Origin of the sequence: Syntrophotalea acetylenivorans, from assembly GCF_001887775.1 — a bacterium.
In the GTDB taxonomy this organism is placed as follows: domain Bacteria; phylum Desulfobacterota; class Desulfuromonadia; order Desulfuromonadales; family Syntrophotaleaceae; genus Syntrophotalea_A; species Syntrophotalea_A acetylenivorans.
Map to the genome: position 1 here is coordinate 1,178,524 of NZ_CP015519.1, position 19,324 is coordinate 1,197,847.

The window sequence follows — 19,324 nt, forward strand, 5'->3', positions numbered from 1 at the left end:
GCAAAAGTCCTTTAAAACAGCCGGGAATACAAACAGGGCCGAATCAGCTTCATCTCTGCTGAAACCAACCGGCCCTGAGTTATCAGACACTAGAAAATTCGCCCACGGGACGGTTATTTCTGCAAATGGAACTCCACCAAAAAGCTTCCTCCCTCAATCGAAAAGGGCATACATGTCCCCTCGCTGTCGGTGAGGCAATCGATTTCATACTCTGCACCGCACACTACCGAAGGAATCGACAGCTTAAATTCCTGACCCTGTTCCGTCAAGTCGGACTTGATACTACCGGCCACCATATTGGCCAACTCGCCAATGGCATCTTTCACATCATCGTCCACTTCCGTTACTTCCATCATTAAGAAACTACTGGTAATGACCAGCGCCGTAGGCTCAGGGAGGTGGATAGCCAGCATCCCCTTGCTGGCGCCCGCCATGCCGACAATGGCGGTAACAGAGTTTTCAAAATAATTGGATCTTTCGGTCAATGCCTCGCCAGGACTGGCTTCCATCATCAACATGGTCTGGAAGATTTCCTGGGTTGCCTGGCTAATACTGTTGCTCAAGTCCACAGATCAACTCCTTATCACAAAAGGCTCCCCAGGGTCTCCTGAATCTGGTCCGGGGTAAAAGGCTTTTTGATGCTACCGGCAGCGCCAAGGCTCCTGGCTTCATCAAGGATATCCGCACCAGCTTCGGTGGTAATCATCACAACAGGAATGTCCTTGATCTTGTCATCGGTCTGCTTCTGCCGCAAAAACTCGATCCCGTCCATAACCGGCATATTGATGTCGCTGAGAATAATATCAACGGTTTCGCCAGCCAGAACATCAAGTGCAGCCTGCCCATCGCCGGCCTCCAGAATGGCATCGAAGTCGAGTCCAGCCTGCCGCAGCGAGCGAGTGACGATTTTTCTCATAGTGTTAGAATCATCAATGATAAGAACTTTTTTGCCCATTATTTTCCCCTCTCAGATTGACGGTTGGTAAAGATGTAACTCTAAAGCTCGTTAAAACCGTTCAGCTATCAAAAAACCCGTCCCCGGCCAAGACCAGAGAAAACAAATCGTTGTCTACTTGATAATTCCAACGTTTCATTTCAAACGGACTGTCCTCTTGCCCATCGGTAATTTCCTCTGGCAGGCCCAGGCTGTAAGTTTGATCCCCGGGCAGATATGCGTTCAAGAAAAGCCCGGCAACCGTGTTGATTAGCTCACATACCATATCGAGCACCATCTGGTCGGAGATCTCTTCCTCGGGCATAATATAGACTGAAGATGCGATTTTTCGCAATAAAAGCTTAGGCATGCCAAGATAAAGCTCGCCCTGAATGGGGTCGTGAATCAACAACCTGCTGACTAATATCTCCTCTGCAGGATAGGTTTGCGCCCCTTCAGCTTCTAGTTCCACTTCCATAAAAGCCATATTCTCAAGGGTCGTGGACAAAGCGCTGAAAATATCCCGCTCCAGTTTTTCAGACATATTATCTCCCTTGTTCATGACAGTAGCGGCTTAAGGGCGTCCATCAGAACAGCCGGCGAAACGGGCTTATTCAAAACGCCAAAAGCTCCGAGAGAAAGCAACTCCTGTTCTTTGGCTGGATTACCGGCACTGGTGATCACCAGTACCGGAAGATCGTGTAAACGAGGGCTGCTCTTTACCCACTTGAGCAGGGTCGCTCCATCCATAACCGGCATATTCAGATCGGTCAACAGCAGATCGGCATCTTCCTCCTTGAGCAGAGAAAGAGCTTCACGGCCGTGTTCCGCTTCTACCAGCGTAGCCTCGCCCAGGCCGACAATCTCCAAGCAACGACGAATAAACATGCGCGCCGTTGCTGAGTCATCTGCGATGACGATCCGATTCATTCTTAAATTCCTCCTGTTAGCTTCTTAGTGACTCTTCCGCCTTACTGAATTCCTCTTCGGCGTTCAGAACGATTTCGGCAAGGGTAGTCGGCGACAAATCAAAAAACTCTTCATATCCGGGATCAAGATGATATTTCAGACCGTCACTTCCCGTATTGCAACCGGCCATCATGGAAACAATATCACCAATATGTACGGCATAGACCAGAGGTTGCATGCACTCGATAGCTTCAGCGGGATGATGGTGGTGGAGTATTACCGCCTGCAATGATTCGGGCAACTTCCAATGACGAGCCATTTCGTAACCGACTTCGGTATGGTCGAGCCCGGCAAGGTCCTGTTCAGCCATCAGGTAGTCACTGACGGCTCCCTGTTCAATCTGACCGAGAGCTTCCTGTGAAGACTCTTTCCAGAATGTGGCAAAGATCGACTTACCGATGTCGTGCAGCAGACCACCGGTAAAGGCCAGGTCAAGATCGAAATCTCCTTTGGCATATCGGGCGACCTCCCGTGAAGCGATGGCGCTGAACAGATCATGGCGCCAGAGATCTCCCTGTTCGCCTTGATAGCCTTCAAGAGGCTTGCTCAACAACTGGCCGGTATTTTCCTGCACCGCGATGCTGACGACCATACGTTCACCGAGATAGGAGAGAGCCCGATCGATAGAAGAAACTTCTTTAATCAGACCATAGACCGGGGAATTAACCGCCTTCAGCACCCGCATGGTCAAAGCCGAGTCGAATTTGACAATTTTGACGACATCCTCGAGTTCATGATCAGGGTCGGCAATCACCTGTAGCAACTCTAGAGCGTTAGATGAAAAAAGGGGCAATTTTTCAATCGCCTGGCGAACGGCCTCGCGGTCTACGATTTTGCTCATAATACCTTCTCTCACACTTCCCATTGCCCTCGCCCGGGGCAATTAACGATGACTTTACCGGTATCAGCGAACACGGCAACGGTTCGACTGTGGTTACCACCCACGTCTTCGGCCACAGGCCCCAGGCCAAAAGCCCAGAGTTTCTTTTTTATGGCGAGCACATTGCGTTTACCAATATTGAAGGTGTTGTTATTGTCCATGATCGAAGCGCCGCCGACCAACTTAACAACCAACCCGCGACCATTAGCTGGCGAGCCGAGCTTGGCCATTTCCTGAATCAGCAGAGGCAGACCAAGATCGGCAAAATATCCGGGTCGTTGCCGGGCCTTGGCTTCATTGATACTCGAATCAGGTAGAGCTATGTGGACCATCCCGACGGCGTTGGAACGGGGATCAAGCACGATAGCCGCAACACAGGACCCCAGGGCAAACGTTTTGACCACCCCGCCAGGTTTTTTAGCAGCGCCGTAATCTCCTATTCCCAATATAATTTCACTCATGATTTCCGCTCTGAAAGCAAATCGATAACAGCTGGTGCAATACGGTCCAGGGGTAAAAGGCGCTCGGCCCCTCCCCGCTCATAGGCCACCTTAGGCATACCAAAGACAACGGAGGTCGCTTCGTCCTGCGCCAGATTTCTGGCTCCGGCCTGTCGCATAGCAAGCATTCCAGCAGCGCCGTCAGATCCCATGCCAGTGAGCATAACTCCGATGGCATTGCTACCAACATGTTGCGCCACAGAGTTCATCAATACGTCAACGGATGGACAGTGACCGCTAACATTTTCCCCCGCTTCACATTTCACCTGGTAAATACCGCCGGAACGAATCACCCGCATGTGCAGGCCACCGGGACTAACCAGAATTCTCCCAGGCATAATCCGATCACCATTCTCGGCTTCTTTCACCTCCATGGCGCACAGTTGATTGAGTCGATCGGAAAACATTTTGGTAAAACCGGCCGGCATGTGTTGCACAATAACCACCCCGGGCATGCTTACCGGAAACTGGGTGACCATTTGCCGAATAGCCTCAGTTCCACCGGTCGAAGCACCGATGGCGATAACCTTATCGGTTGATTCGGCGAGCGCCCCCTGAGGAGCCCTGGCAGACGGGGCAGATCGAACCACCTGTTTATTTTTCCAATGGGAAACATTGGCTTTGGAAGTCTGTTTTACCTTGGCACGCAAATCCTGCAGCATGCCGGCCAACCCGCGAGCCAGATCGGTCGATGGCTTAGCGACAAAATCGACGGCACCGGCATCCAGGGCATCGAGAGTAATCTGTTTGCCCCGCTGCGTCAGTGAACTGACCATGAGTACGGGGATGGGATATTGCGGCATCAAGCGGCGCAAAAAATCGACGCCGTCCATCCGTGGCATTTCTACATCAAGGGTCATTACATCCGGCTTTAATTGGACAATTTTGTCTCGGGCGACATAGGGGTCAGAGGCCGTCCCAACCACCTCAATTTCAGGATCCATCCCCAGCCCTTTAGCCAGAAGTTGACGAACCAAGGCAGAATCATCGACAATCAGAACACGAATCTTTTGACTCATGAAGTAAGTTCCTTCTGATAGACCGCAGGCACCAGATACTTGAATAAATCCTGCTGGCGACCAAGAGTTTCCGAATGACCAATAAAGAGATACCCACCAGGATGCATGAACTTATGGAATTTATTCACCAAATTCAAACGGGTAGGGGCATCGAAATATATCATGACATTGCGACAAAAAATAATATGAAATGGATTTTTAAAGGGGAATCTCTCATTCATGAGGTTAAAGCGCCTGAAAACCGCCTCTTTCCGCAACGCATCACTAAAGGCAAATTGGCCGTCCCCGGCAGGCCGCACATATTTGTTGCGCAAAGCCTGGGGAAGGGCCTGTATTTTTTCTTCCGAGTATACCCCCTTGCCTGCGATGTCCAATACCCGCGAAGAGATATCTGTTGCCAGCAAACCGCAATTCCACTGGGGGTATTCGCTACCTAAGTACTCCTGCATAAGCATCAGCAGCATATAGGCTTCTTCCCCTGATGAGCACCCGGCGCACCAGACCCTCAGGTCTTTTTCTCCAGCCTTTCTCAACCGCTGAACCACAGCGGGCAAGGCAGTCTGGGAAAAGTAATCGAAATGGGTTCGCTCCCGATTGAAATAGGTATGGTTGGTAGAAACACGATCTACCAGTTCGCTCAGCTTTTTTTCGGACTGGTCATTTTGCAGATCTTCGTAATAAGCTTTGAAATTCGGATAACCAGATCTTTTCAACAACTTTTGCATCCGACCAACTAACAGTGACTTCTTTTGTTCGGTAAGATTGATTCCAAAACGCTGGTAGATTAGTCCCCGCAGTAGTTCGAATTCCTCATCGGAAATCGGCATTAAAGCTGCACAATCGGAACTGCTAGTGGTCATGCCCCCCCCTTTGGTTCAAGGCTGGTTTATCTGGTTCAAAGCTGGTTTACTTGGTTCAAGCGGTTTGTGCCTGCAGCTGACGACCTCGTCCAGCCCCTTCGGTAAGGTGCCCAACATCCAGAATCAAACAGACTTCGCCGTTGCCCAGAATGGTACAGCCCGAAGCAACACTGACATTCCCGATATATTCGGTTAGGCCTTTGATAACCGTCTGTTGCTGACCGACAATTTCATCGACGAGCAGGCAAATGGTATTATCCTGATGCTCAAGCACCACCAACACCCCATCGACAACCTGTTCAGAATCCGGCGTATCTTGCAGGATTTTATACAAATGCTTCACCGGATAGAAACAATCCCGTACCCGCACAAGTTCCATGCCGTCAGGCATGACTGTAATCGCATCGGGGGTCGGCCGGAAAATCTCGCGAATAGCCAACAGCGGCAGGATGCATTTAGTCTCTCCTACCCGCACCAACATGCCGTCGATAATTGCCAGAGTCAGGGGAATCCGCAGGGTAATCCGGGTGCCCTCTCCCAATTTACTTGTCACCTCGATCTTACCCTTGATTTTTTCCAGGTTCTGCTTAACCACATCCATCCCGACTCCGCGGCCGGACACGTCGGTGATCTTTTCGGCCGTTGAAAAACCAGCCTGGAAGATCATATTGAACACCTCTTTGTCGCTCAACTGGGAGCCGTCACCCGCGACCAATCCCTTGCTGATAGCCTTTTTCAGAATCTTTTCCCGATTCAGGCCGCGACCGTCATCCTCAACAATTATCCAAACTTCTCCTTCTTGATGCCGAGCCGAAAGCTTGACCACCCCTTTTTCCGGTTTGCCTGCGGCCACGCGCTCGTCCGGGGTTTCCAGACCGTGGTCCAAAGAGTTCCGCAACAGGTGCACCAGTGGGTCTGAGATTTGTTCGATAACCGTCTTATCGACCTCGGTTTCCTGGCCGAAGAGTTGAAGATCTACCTTTTTACCCGATTTAACGGACAGATCGTGCACCAGGCGAATCATGCGTCGGAAAAGGCCAGACACCGGGATCATGCGGATGATCATGGCCATTTCCTGCAGATCGCGTACGATCTTGCTCAAGTGCTGAGAGGCTTTATTGAAATTATCCAGTTCCAATCCCTCAAGGTCAGGACTACGCACCAACATATTTTCGGCGATAACCATTTCGCCGATGAGATTGATCAGATCGTCTAATTTGCGCAAATCGACACGAATATCCTGGCGTACAACGGCGCTCTGCTTCGGTTTAGCAGCCTTTTTGGGAGCGGCTTTCTGTTGGACCTTAAGTGCTTCTTCCACCGCCTTGGCCTCGGCCTTGCCCATATCGACCAGTACTTCACCCAGGGGTTTGTTCTGAGATTCCAGGGCTTCGCGCACCGCTTCTTCCGAAGCGACCCCCTTCTCGACCAGTATTTCCCCCAATGGTTTACCCTGTGCTTGCAGAGCCTGATCGACTGCTTCCTCGTCAACAACCCCCTGGTCGACCAGGATCTGCCCGAGCAGCGGGGCTTCTTCCTCTTTGGCAACAGGAGCCTCTCCGGTCATCAATGCTTCAAGCTGGGCCAAAGCGCTGTCCAGCTCATCTATCTCACCAGCGCCCCCCTGAGAAATATCGGCCACAGCAGACCGCAGCAGATCGAGAGCTTCCAGCAAGCAGTCCGCCGGTGCGTCCCCGTGCAAGATCCCCCCGCCTTTAACCTGGTCAAGCACTGTTTCCATTTGATGGCTGAGCTGTTCCATATGCCGATAACCGAAAAAACCGCAATTGCCCTTGAAACTATGAGCGTTTCGGAACAGCGACCCGATCGCCTCTTCATCGAGAGGTGCCTCGTTCCAGGCCAACAGCCCCTCTTCGACATTCTGTAACAACTCGTCGGCTTCCTGAACGAACTTTTCCACCATCTCAGGACCGATCAGCATCGCCAATTCGTCCTCTGCCGAGGGGTCAGCATCGGAGTCCTGAACCGTGCTTACTTCTTCAGCTTCCGCAGGCTTTATTGCAGCCAAAGCCAGTGCGTCGCTCGCGGCCTGTTCCAGGCTGGCGGCAATTTCATCAGCGATCTCAGCCATGGCCTGATCATTCAGGTCGGCCTCCACCGTCTCCATGGCCTCCCGGGAAAAGTCACAGGCCTTGCACAGATGACTAACGTGCTCCGGCTGCATCTTGACCTTGCCGGCCCGGATCAGATCGAGCAGGCTCTCCGCGTGATGGGCAACCCGGGAGATGTTATCCAGCTCCAGAAAGCCAGCACTGCCTTTCATTGAATGGAACAGGCGGAAAATGGCATTCATGGTCTCGCCACTCCCATTTATCGACTCGAACACCTCGCAAGAGCGACAGTCTTCCGCCGATGTGCAATGCATACAGCTTTGCTGGCCTTCTTCCAGAAAGCCGGTGTGCAACCAGCAGGGATGGTCAATATTTTGATTGTGCCTCGAACAACTATCATTGCCGCAGGACATGGCCTGCCAACAGTCGACATTTTGACAGCTTTGTCCCAGCTCGATTATGGTCGGCTCGAGCTGGTCCAGCATATCCCGGCTTTCCTGGAGAAATTCGTTTATAATTTCAGCCTGTTCAGAAGAAATATCGTCGCTCATTCGTCCCTCTCTGAATGCTTGGATTTTTTGATCGATTAATAAAAAAAGTCATTGTCTTTTCGACTGCAAGCTACAGACAACTGCCAGCACTAAAGACTATCGCTTCTATATACAAATATCGCACCACCTTTTTCAGACAAAAGACTGTTTAAAAACTCAGAAAGAACAACAACGCCTGCAAAGGGCTAAAATGAGCGATTTCTCAGCCTTGTAATCGGCTTGATCAAAAATTTCTCAAAGTTACTCAAAGCACGCGGATAATTAATACTGCTCTGTGACAAGTGACATTAGTGAGCCCCATGCCACACTATTGCCACACTTATGCGGCACAGTGCCCCACTTCAGGATTCTCAGAAACCATAATCCATAAAATGGCTGTCAAATTTTTGGCCATGCATAACCATGTTTCACACAGATAGATAAAAACAACCAGAGAAACAGCGAGTTATATATTGGCACATTATTAGCACAAAGCTATAACGTCACGGGCGGATCAAATAGCCCCGGTTCCTTTTAACTAGTAATTCTAAGGGTTCATTCTTCAATGTTTCTTCGCCGAGCCACATACCTTCTGTCCTGCTTGTTGATTTTCGGACTGGCCCAACAGGCCATGGCCGGCACGGCTCCCCTGTTAAACAAAATGACCAAAGAAGACAGCCTTGCAAGCAGTCGGGTTTTATTCGATTTTTCTGTCCTGCCGGAATACCGAATCGAACCGTCCGGGCAGCGGATCGACCTCTTTTTCACCGAAGCCACTGCCGCACCTTTTCTGCACCTATTACCGGAAGACGATAAAATCGTCAAAATCCTGTTAGCCAGATCCCAAAAGGAATTGATGGTATCGATCCTGCTGCGTCAAATCCCAGCCAACGTGACGGTTGCAGCATCTCAGACTGCCGCAACCGTTGAACTGGAACTTTTCTGGCAAAAAGCCGGGGGCGGTCGTCCTGCAATCGCTTTTCGCATCAGCGGACTCCCTTCACGGCAGGCCAACACCAGCAGCAGCGCTCCCTTTATAAAATCGAGATTTAACGGCCAATGGCAAAAATTTTTCGGCGAATATCAAACGCCCCTGCTGATGAATCTGCCCCTTAACGTATCCCGGCCTACACTCCCCCGTTTCGGCTTTGAACAGGCTTCACCCGCTTTCGCCGCAGTCCTTAAAAAATTAGAAGACAAGGCCCCGAAAGAAGCTCGCGCGCTCCTGCAGAATATTTCATCGACCGAGCTCAGCCAAATAGGATTATTTAAAAAACAACTCTTGCAAGTTGAAGCCTTATTGCGTGACGGCTCTGCCGAACAAAGCCTAGCCATATTGGAAAAGATCCCGAGAGAGGAGCTCTCCCTCGGTCTTCAACAGCGAGCCGGTTATCTGCACAATCTGACTCTTGCTTTAACCGATGACCGCTACGGCGCCATGGCCTGGCACGCCGAGCTTGAAAAGCTGTTGCTAGAAGGCCCCTATCTCTGCCACTTCAAACTGTTGCAGGCGGAAATCGCCCTTCTAAACAACGATGGCCCACTGGCATTAAAAAAATTGCTTTGGGAGAAAAGCCACTGGCCCGAAGCCCTACGCTCTATTCATGAGTTACGCATCGCCGATGCCCAGGTGGCCACAGGCCAGTCACGGGAAGCTTTGCCTTACTACCTAAAACGGATGCAGGGTGTTGGATTGCCAACCAATGACCTTTTTTCGTTTCAACAAGCCGCCAAGGCTTTTTTCGACAATCAACACTGGGAAAAGGCGCACCTCCTTTATCAGCGACTGGCTAATTTGTTGCCTGAGACTGATGCAACAAGCCAAGCGCTGTTTCTTAGTAGTTTGGCAAGCTATAACAATGGCGAGCAAAAGGCCGCAATGTTGCAATTCCGTTTACTCCGAGAAGATTTCCCGAGAACCAGCGGCGATATTCGCGCCTGGTTGAAGATGCTTGACCATGGTCTCAGCACTGTTGAAGAACGTCATCTGCTGCAAGGACTTCGCGACTATCCAACCATTCTTTCCTTGACCCGGGACCGGAAATTACGCGAGGAAATTATCTTCAAGCTCGGCATCACTCTGCACCTGCATGGCGAGTCACTAAGGGCTATCGATACCTTGGGACAGCTTCGCAGAAATTTTGCCAGCAGCCCATTGCGGGGCGAAGCGGAAGCTCTGATGGCGGAAATCCTTCCTCCCGAGCTGGAAAGGCTTATTAGCGAGGGAGAAGACCTCCAGGCCGTGGTACTGCTGGAAAAGTATCGGGAGCTGCTGATACGAGGCGATGGAAAATGGCCTTTTCTACCCAAATTAGCCAATGCATTCACCCAGTTGGGACTTTTCGAGCGCGGCTGCAGGGTCTACCTGTACCTACTGGACAATACAAGAAGCAAAGAGGATGCAGAAAATTTCTACTTACCCCTGGCATCCCTCTACTACGACCGGGACGAGTACACACTGGCCGAAAAGTACAGCACGGCCTACCTGAACAATTACCCCAAAGGCGCAGATCGCACCGCTCTCTTTCTATTGCGCCTTCGCGCCCTGTATAAACTGGCGCGCTTTGAAGAAGCCGCGGAGCTGTTGCAAAAAAAGCATTACCCCCGCAGCACCGAGATTGAACTGTTGGCCACAGAAATTTATTGGGAGCTGGGAGATTACAACAAAGTTATCGACTTTGCTAATCGGCTGGGCGACCGGGGCGAAGCCATTCCCCCTTCCGGCCTTCTCTTGGAAGCAGAAGCCCTGCGCCGTCTTGGCCATGCCAAACAGGCACTACCTCTCTATGAAGTGTTGGCTGAAGAGGGAACCTTCGGTGATCAAGCCACTTACCGCTGTGGTCAGATCCTGTTAGCTAAAGGAGAACGAGCCAGAGCGCTTAAGCTTTTTCAGAAACTGGTCGAAAAAGGAAAGAATGATCTCTGGCAACAACTGGCCAGTGATTTTGTTGCTGCTGAAACCTACTGACCTTCCGCGGCGAAACAACTGCCTGCATAAGGGAGAAACAACAGATGCCAATAGATGGAATGTTTGACCGTACCGTTGGAGTCTTGGGGAAGGTTCTGGACCTGCGCAATCGCAGCCAACAGATCATCTCCTCCAACCTGGCCAACATCGATACGCCTGGCTACACTCCGAGTCGACTCCGCTTTGAAGAAGACCTGCAACAGGCGCTGGATGACAAATCGCAAGCGGCCGCGCCGCGCCATGCGAAACACTTCGATATCACCGGTGGCAGCCTGGAGCAGGTCAGCGGGCGGGTCGAAAGACTGGCCAACAATAATGGTCTAGGGGATCAGAATGGCGTCGACCTCGATCAGGAGATGGTAACCCAGGCCGAAAACCAGATCTATTACGAAGCTGCGACCCAGATGCTGAATAAAAAACTGGGGCTGCTCAAATACGTCATTCAAAGTGATCGCTAAGGAGACCTGAACAATGGATATCTTTACTTCGATGCAGATCAGTTCCTCGGCTCTGAGCGCCCAGCGAACCCGGCTGAACGTCATCAGTTCCAACCTGGCTAACGTCGGCACAACTCGTACTCCCGAAGGAGGCCCCTACCGGAAACGCCAGGTCGTTTTTCAAAGCAGCAACGAAAGCTTTGCCAAACATCTGGACAATGCCAGCAAGCAGGGCATACAAGGAGTCAAAGTAGCGGAAATCCAGGTTAGCCAGGCGCCGCTGCGAACCGTCTATGAACCGGGGCACCCCGATGCCGATGAAACTGGCATGGTCCACCTTCCGAATATCAATACCATGGAAGAAATGGTCGACATGATGAATGCCACCCGTACCTACGAAGCAAACGCCTCGGCCATTCAAGCGAGCAAACGAATGGCGCTTAAGGCCCTAGAGATAGGCAGGTAATCCACGATGAAAAATATTAACGCTATAAATTCGACCTTCCCGTCCCCCACTGCGCCGCAAAAAGCCGGCAAACCGGGTGGCGGCTTCGCCGATCAGCTTAAAGATGCCATTAACAGCACCAACGAAGCCCAGGTTAAAGCCGACCAGGCCGTCGAGCAACTGCACAGCGGCCAGGGCGGAAGTCTTCATGAGGTCATGCTCTCCCTGGAAAAGGCTGACATTTCCATGCGCCTGTTCGTGCAGTTGCGCAACAAGGCCGTCGATGCCTACCAGGAAATCATGCGCATGAATGTGTAATGAGGCTAAACCCTCTTTAACAACTCATTTGTCAGTTGTTCGTTTCAAATGTTTTTTATGAATGCCGACCGGAGGTTAACCGCCATGGCGGAAGAAACCAAACCCAATCTTATTGAAACTATCAAGCAGTGGCCGCGATCCCGCCAGATCAGTCTGGGCGTTGTAACGGTACTTTGTCTTGTGTTCTTTTCCGTACTGGTAATGCAGGCCAGGCACGTCGATTATCAGTTGCTGTTCGGCAATCTGCCTACCAGCGATGCTTCGGCTGTCATTACGCGCCTCAAGGATCAGAAGATCTCCTATCGCCTTGAGAATGGCGGTACCGCCATCTATATCCCGGCCAACAAAGTCTACGAGGTTCGTCTCGAATTAGCCGGTGCCGGACTTCCCCAGGGAGCCGGAGTCGGCTTTGAAATCTTTGACAAACAAAGTTTCGGCATGACCGACTTTGCTCAAAAGATTAATTATCAGCGCGCCCTGCAAGGTGAATTGTCTCGGACCATAGCCTCCCTGGCTCCGGTGGAAGGGGCTCGGGTTCATTTGGCCCTGGCTGCAAAACGCCTGTTTCGCGAGCAGCAGGAAAAGACCACCGCCTCGGTTATCGTCAAACTGGTCCCGGGGCGCAAACTGAACGATGGCCAGATCCAGGGCATTGTGAATCTGGTCTCCGGCAGCGTTGAAGGCCTCCATGCCGGCCAGGTCTCGGTTATCGACGCCAACGGACGAGTTTTGTCGAAATCCCCTCAGGCGGAAACGGACAGCCCTCTCAGCCCCGGATTACAGCAATATCAGCAAAGCTTGGAAAAACGCTTGGAAAACCGTGCTCAGTCCTTGCTTGATCGCGCCTTGGGAGTCGGCAATTCTCTGGTTCAAATTACCGCCAGCCTCGATTTCTCGCAACGGGAACATTTGGAAGAAGCCTACGACCCGAACGGCTCGGCGGTTCGCAGTGAACAGGCGACAACGGAGAAGAGCGGCAACAGCACCAATGGTGGCGTCCCCGGAGTACAATCGAACCTTAACGAATCCGCCGGCATTCAGGGGTTCAATTCTTCCAACCGTAGCGAAGAGACCACCAATTACGAGGTGAGCAAGACCGTCAGCAAAATAGTCGAGTCGGTAGGGTCCATTAAAACCTTGTCCGTCGCGGTACTGGTTGCCGACCGTCAACTGCCCGCTACCGAAGGAAGCGAAGCGACCTACGAACCCCGACCGGCCGAAGAACTCACTTCCATCGAGCAAATGGTGCGCAGCGCCCTGGGACTGAACAATGAACGCGGAGACCAGATCGTGGTTATTTCCCGGCCCTTCGAAAATGACTTTTACGATTCCACGGCTCCTGAAACTACTCCCGGAGCGGATATTTACAGTTACGTGCCGATGGTCAAATACGGACTTTTGACCGTCGCCGCCCTGCTCCTCTACTTCCTGCTCATCCGGCCGCTGGTTAAAACCCTTAAAGGCGAAGAAAAGATGGTGGAACACTACAAAACTGTCGAACAGCTGGAATCGGAACTTTCCGGCAGACCCTTGCAGCTTGAGGGCCCCAACGCTGAAGCGGTGAAATTGAGAGAAGAAGTCATGAATTCTGAAAACATCTCCGCACAGGTCATCAAAACCTGGCTTAAAGAAGGCTGAAGGAGCCCTTGAACAACATGGATCTGCAAAAACTGTCAGGAGCTGAAAAAGCCGCCATTCTGCTTTTGTGCCTCGGGGAGGAAGCCACCTCCAAGGTCTTTGAATCCCTCAGCGATGCGGAGGTGCGTGAAATCACCAGGCACATGATCACCATCGAACATATCCCCGCGCAAGTTTCCCGCGAAGTGGTGGCCGAGTTTAATCGCACCCAGAAGTCCCATGCCGGGATCTTCATTCGTGGCAATGATTTTGTCAAAAAAGTCATTGCCGGAAGCGAAGACCAAAAACGAGCGGAAAAACTACTGGAGGATGTGACCTGGGACGAAGAGGCTCGGCCCCTTGAAACCATTGCCATCATGCAGCCTCACATGGTTGCCAGCCTGCTGGAAAACGAACATCCGCAAACCGTCGCATTGATTCTTTCGACCCAAAGAATCGAACATTCGGCCAAGATTCTCAATTGCATGAACGAGTCGATCCGGGCCGACATTATGTACCGCATCGCCAGGACAGAACAGGTTTCGCCGGAGATTGTCGGTCAGATCGAAGATGCCCTCCGCAAAGAGATCGGCATCGTCGCCCGCCAGGACAAGCAGCATCAGCTCGGTGGCGTCAGCCGCGTGGTCGACATCATTAACAACATGGGCCCGGGGGCAGATAAGAAGATCCTTGAAGGGATCGGAAAAACAGACCCGGATATGGCAGATGAAATCCGCAACAACATGTTCACCTTCGAGGACCTGGTCAACCTTGACGGTCGCACCTTGCAAACGATCTTGCGGGAGATCAACAACGACCAATTGACCCTGGCCCTCAAATCGGCGTCCGACAACCTCAAGGAAGCGATATTCCAGAACATCTCGGGTCGGGCAGCGGAAATGATTCAGGACGACCTGGAAGCCATGGGTCCGGTGAAACTTTCTGAAGTCGAAACCATGCAGCAGACTATCGTCAAGATCGTCCTTAAGCTTGAAGAAGAAGAAAAAATCCTGATTCCCGGTCGTGGAGGGGCAGATGCTCTCGTCTAAAATATATCGGTCCAGCGATACGCAGGGACTCAAACGCATCAGCTTCCGAGAATTCGGCGACAATGGCCAAGTGGTAGAAGACGGCCTGCTCTTCGAGGATGACGTCTTCAGCGAAGAAGCAGTCCCCCCCCCTCAACCTGAACATCCAGAGCAGCCCGAGCAGCCCCCCGAACCCCCGTCAGCGCCACCGGCGGACCTCGGCAAGCAGATCGAAGAAGCTTATCTACAGGGCAAGGAAGAAGGGCAGCAGGAAATTCAACTGCAATTCGGCAGTTCCCTGGAGATGCTCGCCCATGGCATCGAGGAGGTCAGTCGCCTGCGGGCTACCCTACTACAGAACAGTAGTCAGGATATGCTGCGACTGGTGCTGTCCATCGCACGCCAGGTCATTCACGGTGAAGTGAGCCTTAACCGCGAACTTATTCTGACCACGATTGATAAAGCTTTGCGGGCCGCCGTGCGTTCCGATCATTATCACATCAAGGTTCATCCCGATGACCTCGCCTTGGTTACAGAGAACAAGCCCTTCTTCATCACCAGCATCAACGGCCTGGAAAGCATCACTCTGGAAGGCGACCAGAAGATTGCCCGGGGCGGCTGCCAGGTCGAATCGGACCTCGGTGCCGTAGATGCCACCATCGACGGACAACTGGAAGAGATTCGCCGCACCTTGCTGAGCACCATGGAGCAAGGCTGATGGATAAGTTGCTGGAATGCGTCGCCAATCTCAACCCCCTGCAGATCAGCGGCAAGGTCACCAAAATCGTCGGCTTGGTAGTTGAAGGCTACTGCCCCGCATCGACAGTCGGCACCCTCTGCGAACTGGTACCTCTCAACGGGGGTGAACCGGTCCCCGCCGAGGTGGTGGGTTTTCGCGATGGCCGGGCTCTGCTTATGCCCCTTGGCGAATTGCGCGGACTCGGTCCCGGCAGTCTGATAAGAGTATTGAGGGATAGTGCTTCACTGGCGGTCGGCCCCGAACTGCTCGGCCGGGTAATCGACGCCATGGGACAACCCATCGACACGGCCCCTATGGCCCCGCCGCAATTCGAGATGCCTCTCTACGCCCTTCCCGCCGGTCCCATGGCGCGCAAGAACATCGACCAGCCTCTCGATTTGGGCATTCGTGCCATCAACGGCTTATTGACTTGCGGCGAAGGACAACGCATGGGCATCATGGCCGGCTCCGGGGTGGGCAAAAGCGTCCTGCTCGGCATGATCGCCAAAAATACCCGTGCCGACATCAACGTTATCGCCCTCATCGGCGAACGTGGTCGCGAAGTGCGTGAGTTTATCGAACGGGATTTAGGCGAAGAAGGCCTGGCCCGCTCGGTCCTGGTGGTCGCCACCTCCGATCAATCCCCTTTGTTGCGCATGCGCGGCGCCTTTGTTGCCACCACGATCGCCGAATATTTCTGCAAACGAGGCAAAAACGTGTTGCTGATGATGGACTCGGTGACCCGTTTCGCCATGGCCATGCGCGAGGTCGGATTGGCCATCGGCGAACCGCCGACAACCAAAGGCTATACGCCATCGGTCTTCGCCACCCTGCCAAAGCTGTTGGAACGAGCGGGCAGTTTCAAGGGGGCCGGCAGCATCACCGGCCTGTATACCGTGTTGGTCGAAGGCGATGACATGAACGAACCGGTAGCCGACGCAGTCCGTTCCATTCTTGACGGCCATATTGTTCTGTCCCGTAAACTGGCGGCGGCCAACCACTACCCCTGCATCGATATTCTCACCAGTGCCAGCCGTGTTATGCGCGATATCGTCTCCGAGGAGCATTATAAATGCAGCGGCCGGGTTAGAGAGGTTCTGGCGACCTACCAGGAAGCTGAGGATTTGATCAACATCGGGGCTTACAGTTCCGGCAGTAATCCCGATATCGATTATTCGCTGACCAAAATCGACCAGGTAAAAGACTTCCTTCGCCAAGGCATGAACGAAGCGGTCGATTATCCTTCAACCCTGCAGCAAATCAGCGAACTGTTCGACTGATCCAAGCCCTTTTGCCTGGCATAAAAGGCAATTTCGTTATCGTCTTTTATATCTTTCGTTTTTTTTATTCCTCGCGCCACCGGACTTTTCATCATGGCCGACAATTTCAAACTCCAGACCGTCCTCAACCACAGACAACGGCTTGAAAATCTGGCTCAACAAAAGCTGGCGGAATCACTGCGCAGCGAAACTGCCATGCAGCATCAGGTTGCCAGTCAACGCGCAACCCTGAATAAAATGCATCAGGAACTCACTCAACGCCAACAGACCGGGATCTCCGTACAGGACTTGCAGCTTTTTCGTCTAAGTATTAATCGTCATCGCAAAAACTTGCAGAAACTAATCGAACAGGCCGAAGAACTGCACCGGGAAGTGAAAAACAATCGCCAATTATTGTCCGAAGCTGCCCAGGAAAAAAAGCTGTTGGAAAACCTCAAAGAGAAAAAGGAGGCCGAGCAAAAACACCAGGACAATCGCCGAGAATCAGCCATTCTCGACGATATTGCCCTGAGGCTCGGAAAACATTCACTATGAACAAATTTGTCATCATTTTAACACTGCTGGCGTCAGTCCTGGTTCCTTCATACCAGGAACTTCACGCCGAAACGCAATCGGACTTGCTGCCGCCGGCAGGGCCAACTTCAACGGTGGAGGAACGCCGGATACGTTCCTCTATTCAAAAGGAAGTGGCCCGTCTCAGGCAGAAAGAGAAAAAACTTGAAATGAAGGAAATGGAGCTAAAGACCCTGAGTAGGGAAGTCGATAAGAAGTTGGCTGAAATGGAAAAGGCACGCATTGCCCTTACCGAACTGCTCCAGGAAAAACGACGATTGGAAAACGAGAAAGCTCAGGCTTTAAGCAAGATCTACGAGAAAATGGACCCGGCCAAAGCGGCCCAGTTGCTTATCAGCCTCGAGAAGAATTTGGCAGTCACTATTATTGAAGGAATGAACAGCAAAAAAGCTGGAAAAGTCCTGAATAATGTGGAGCCGAAAATAGCGGCAAGCTTAAGTAAATCCTACGCCAGCCTCGAGGAATAATCATCTTTGCCAGCGGCTGGCCTTAAAACGTTTTTTATCTCAAAAGAAAGGAGGTGAAAACATGGAAATGCTGAATATTCCACCTGCGCAACCACAGACAAAGCCACCCGCCGCGCCCAAAGGCACAACGGATAAATGTGAGAACGCATCTTTTCAGAACGTTCTGGGCAAAGCCAGCAAAAACGCACAAAAAGATCCGCACAATGAGACTGTAAATGCAACGGAAGATGGAGCAACAGGGGTTGAAAGCACTGCACAACCCGGTGGCGAAGCGACAAAAGATTCTCAGCCGGTCGTTTCTGCTGAAGGTGAAGAACAAACAACAGAACCTTCGGCAGATGACACAACGCCGGTCGAGTTAGTCTTAGGTGCAGTACCAAGCCTTCCAGCGGAAGCGGTTCAAGCAGAACCGATCTCAAAAACCAGTAGCGGCTCAACAGTTGCTGAGGATGTAAATTCCGTGAACACGGCTCCGCTTCTATCGGAAGCCCCCTTGCAAGAAGTCCAAACGGAAGCTGCATGGAAAAATCAGGTAACGCCTGCAGCCAATGCAGCCTATGATGGGGCAATCCAGAAGGCGGCGGTAAAAGATGCGGCACCGTTCACAGAACAACCGGCAGCATCTACAGACGACACAGCGACAAAAGCAACACAGAATCAGCCGACAGCGACAGAGACATCGCCAATCGCAGAAAAAATTGTCGTTGACAGTGTCCTTCGCGCTGGCTTGGCCAAAAGGACAGCCTCAGTCGATTCCAGACAGAAGGCGGCAGTTTCGGCAAGCGCTGCATCGGCCATCACCCAGATCAACCCTGCAACAACGTCTGAACAAACCGACTTGGCAGCCAATGAAAGCGGTAAAAAGGCGGGTCTGATGGAAGGTAGCCTGGGAAGTCTTTTGCAAGAAGTCAGACCACTAAGAGATCTATCTCGCGGGCGACAAAATGCAAGCCTCAACCGCAGCGAAATCGCTTCTATCGCAATATCCGGGGAAGCATCGGCACAGGTTGTTGCTGAAACGCAAAATGAAGATTCTTTGCCTTCATTTGCTTCCAAACAGGAAAATGGTTTCTCCGTCCTGCAGTCCGATGCAGCAACCAACGGCGCCAATTCAGCCATCAATGCTACAACCTTTGAATCGGCCCTGAACAGTGGTATTCACGGCTCTCCAACAGCCCAACAGGGGAACCAACCGCTGCAGGCAGCTCCTGTCGAATCAGCTAGCATACGTTTGGCATCCGGGGAGTTCCTCAGTGAGAACCAAATCGTCGACCAGGTACTGGAACGCATCTCCGTCGAGCGTGTTGGAGACCAGAGCCGAATTGTGGTCAAGATGAACCCGGAAGAGCTTGGCGAGGTCAAGCTGGCCCTCACTATGGAAAAGGATCAACTTCGAGCCCAGCTGCTGACCCAAAACCATCAAGTTCAGGAAATTCTGGAGAAACACCTGCCTAAACTGCATGAAGCACTCAATCAGCAAGGGATTAAACTCGAAGACATCCAGGTCGGGGTCGATTCCAATCGACATTCCGGTCGGGAGGCCTTTGCCGACCATCGCCAACCTGATACGTTCCACCGGCATCAAAATGCTCCCACTGGCAGCGTAAACAACGACCCGGTGCATACCACCGCATCCGCGCGTTCCGTTTCGACGGAAGGCCTCAGCCTGCGCATTTAACCGAGGAGGA

The 19,324-nt window shown here is 52.1% G+C and carries 20 protein-coding genes; 11 read left to right on the forward strand and 9 right to left on the reverse strand.

All coding sequences use genetic code 11. The features are described 5' to 3' along the window. Positions 1–113: 113 nt before the first annotated feature. From A7E78_RS05345 to A7E78_RS05385, 9 genes are all read right to left on the reverse strand, one after another. A complete protein-coding gene (locus tag A7E78_RS05345) occupies positions 114–569 on the reverse strand; it encodes a chemotaxis protein CheX (protein WP_072283267.1) in 456 nt (151 codons plus the stop codon). A 14-nt stretch (positions 570–583) separates the two neighbouring features. Beyond that, a complete protein-coding gene (locus tag A7E78_RS05350) occupies positions 584–955 on the reverse strand; it encodes a response regulator (RefSeq protein ID WP_072283268.1) in 372 nt (123 codons plus the stop codon). Between the two features lie 61 nt (positions 956–1,016). Beyond that, positions 1,017–1,478, reverse strand: a complete 462-nt coding sequence (locus A7E78_RS05355; protein WP_072283269.1) for a chemotaxis protein CheX — start codon at positions 1,476–1,478, stop codon at positions 1,017–1,019. 14 nt (positions 1,479–1,492) lie between these two features. Further along, complete coding sequence (locus tag A7E78_RS05360; RefSeq protein WP_072283270.1) at positions 1,493–1,864, reverse strand: response regulator; 372 nt, start codon at positions 1,862–1,864, stop codon at positions 1,493–1,495. 16 nt (positions 1,865–1,880) lie between these two features. Beyond that, a complete protein-coding gene (locus A7E78_RS05365) occupies positions 1,881–2,744 on the reverse strand; it encodes an HDOD domain-containing protein (protein WP_072283271.1) in 864 nt (287 codons plus the stop codon). 11 nt (positions 2,745–2,755) lie between these two features. Then, positions 2,756–3,244 carry a chemotaxis protein CheD gene (locus A7E78_RS05370; protein ID WP_072283272.1) on the reverse strand — a complete coding sequence of 163 codons (489 nt, stop codon included), beginning with the start codon at positions 3,242–3,244 and terminating at the stop codon, positions 2,756–2,758. Beyond that, the gene (locus A7E78_RS05375; RefSeq protein ID WP_072283273.1) at positions 3,241–4,302 is read right to left on the reverse strand and encodes a protein-glutamate methylesterase/protein-glutamine glutaminase; all 1,062 of its coding nucleotides are present in this window, start codon (positions 4,300–4,302) and stop codon (positions 3,241–3,243) included. Before A7E78_RS05375 ends, A7E78_RS05370 begins: the two co-directional genes overlap by 4 nt. Then, complete coding sequence (locus A7E78_RS05380; RefSeq protein ID WP_072283274.1) at positions 4,299–5,162, reverse strand: CheR family methyltransferase; 864 nt, start codon at positions 5,160–5,162, stop codon at positions 4,299–4,301. Before A7E78_RS05380 ends, A7E78_RS05375 begins: the two co-directional genes overlap by 4 nt. A 55-nt stretch (positions 5,163–5,217) precedes the next feature. Continuing rightward, complete coding sequence (locus A7E78_RS05385; RefSeq protein WP_072283275.1) at positions 5,218–7,785, reverse strand: chemotaxis protein CheA; 2,568 nt, start codon at positions 7,783–7,785, stop codon at positions 5,218–5,220. Positions 7,786–8,329: 544 nt separating this feature from the next. Between A7E78_RS05385 and A7E78_RS05390 the strand changes: the two genes are divergently transcribed. The 11 genes from A7E78_RS05390 (at position 8,330) to A7E78_RS05440 (ending at position 19,314) form a co-directional block, all read left to right on the forward strand. Beyond that, a complete protein-coding gene (locus A7E78_RS05390; protein ID WP_072283276.1) occupies positions 8,330–10,732 on the forward strand; it encodes a tetratricopeptide repeat protein in 2,403 nt (800 codons plus the stop codon). Positions 10,733–10,776: 44 nt separating this feature from the next. Next, the gene (gene flgB, locus A7E78_RS05395) at positions 10,777–11,190 is read left to right on the forward strand and encodes a flagellar basal body rod protein FlgB (RefSeq protein WP_072283277.1); all 414 of its coding nucleotides are present in this window, start codon (positions 10,777–10,779) and stop codon (positions 11,188–11,190) included. Between the two features lie 13 nt (positions 11,191–11,203). Then, positions 11,204–11,635 carry a flagellar basal body rod protein FlgC gene (gene flgC / locus A7E78_RS05400; RefSeq protein WP_072283278.1) on the forward strand — a complete coding sequence of 144 codons (432 nt, stop codon included), beginning with the start codon at positions 11,204–11,206 and terminating at the stop codon, positions 11,633–11,635. Between the two features lie 6 nt (positions 11,636–11,641). After that, on the forward strand, positions 11,642–11,932 hold the full coding sequence (gene fliE / locus A7E78_RS05405; protein WP_072283279.1) for a flagellar hook-basal body complex protein FliE: 291 nt from the start codon (positions 11,642–11,644) through the stop codon (positions 11,930–11,932). An 84-nt stretch (positions 11,933–12,016) separates the two neighbouring features. Beyond that, complete coding sequence (gene fliF, locus A7E78_RS05410) at positions 12,017–13,570, forward strand: flagellar basal-body MS-ring/collar protein FliF (protein WP_072283280.1); 1,554 nt, start codon at positions 12,017–12,019, stop codon at positions 13,568–13,570. A 17-nt stretch (positions 13,571–13,587) separates the two neighbouring features. After that, positions 13,588–14,598 (forward strand): flagellar motor switch protein FliG, encoded by a 1,011-nt coding sequence (fliG, locus tag A7E78_RS05415; protein ID WP_072283281.1) that lies wholly within the window; start codon positions 13,588–13,590, stop codon positions 14,596–14,598. Next, positions 14,585–15,295 carry a FliH/SctL family protein gene (locus tag A7E78_RS05420; RefSeq protein ID WP_072283282.1) on the forward strand — a complete coding sequence of 237 codons (711 nt, stop codon included), beginning with the start codon at positions 14,585–14,587 and terminating at the stop codon, positions 15,293–15,295. Before fliG ends, A7E78_RS05420 begins: the two co-directional genes overlap by 14 nt. Then, on the forward strand, positions 15,295–16,596 hold the full coding sequence (locus A7E78_RS05425) for a FliI/YscN family ATPase (protein WP_072283283.1): 1,302 nt from the start codon (positions 15,295–15,297) through the stop codon (positions 16,594–16,596). The genes A7E78_RS05420 and A7E78_RS05425 overlap by 1 nt, the downstream gene beginning before the upstream one ends. A 93-nt stretch (positions 16,597–16,689) precedes the next feature. After that, positions 16,690–17,130, forward strand: coding sequence for a flagellar export protein FliJ (gene fliJ, locus A7E78_RS05430; protein ID WP_072283284.1), 441 nt, complete (start codon positions 16,690–16,692; stop codon positions 17,128–17,130). Continuing rightward, positions 17,127–17,636 carry a MotE family protein gene (locus A7E78_RS05435; RefSeq protein WP_072283285.1) on the forward strand — a complete coding sequence of 170 codons (510 nt, stop codon included), beginning with the start codon at positions 17,127–17,129 and terminating at the stop codon, positions 17,634–17,636. The genes fliJ and A7E78_RS05435 overlap by 4 nt, the downstream gene beginning before the upstream one ends. A gap of 61 nt (positions 17,637–17,697) precedes the next feature. After that, a complete protein-coding gene (locus A7E78_RS05440) occupies positions 17,698–19,314 on the forward strand; it encodes a flagellar hook-length control protein FliK (RefSeq protein ID WP_072283286.1) in 1,617 nt (538 codons plus the stop codon). Positions 19,315–19,324: the final 10 nt, after the last annotated feature.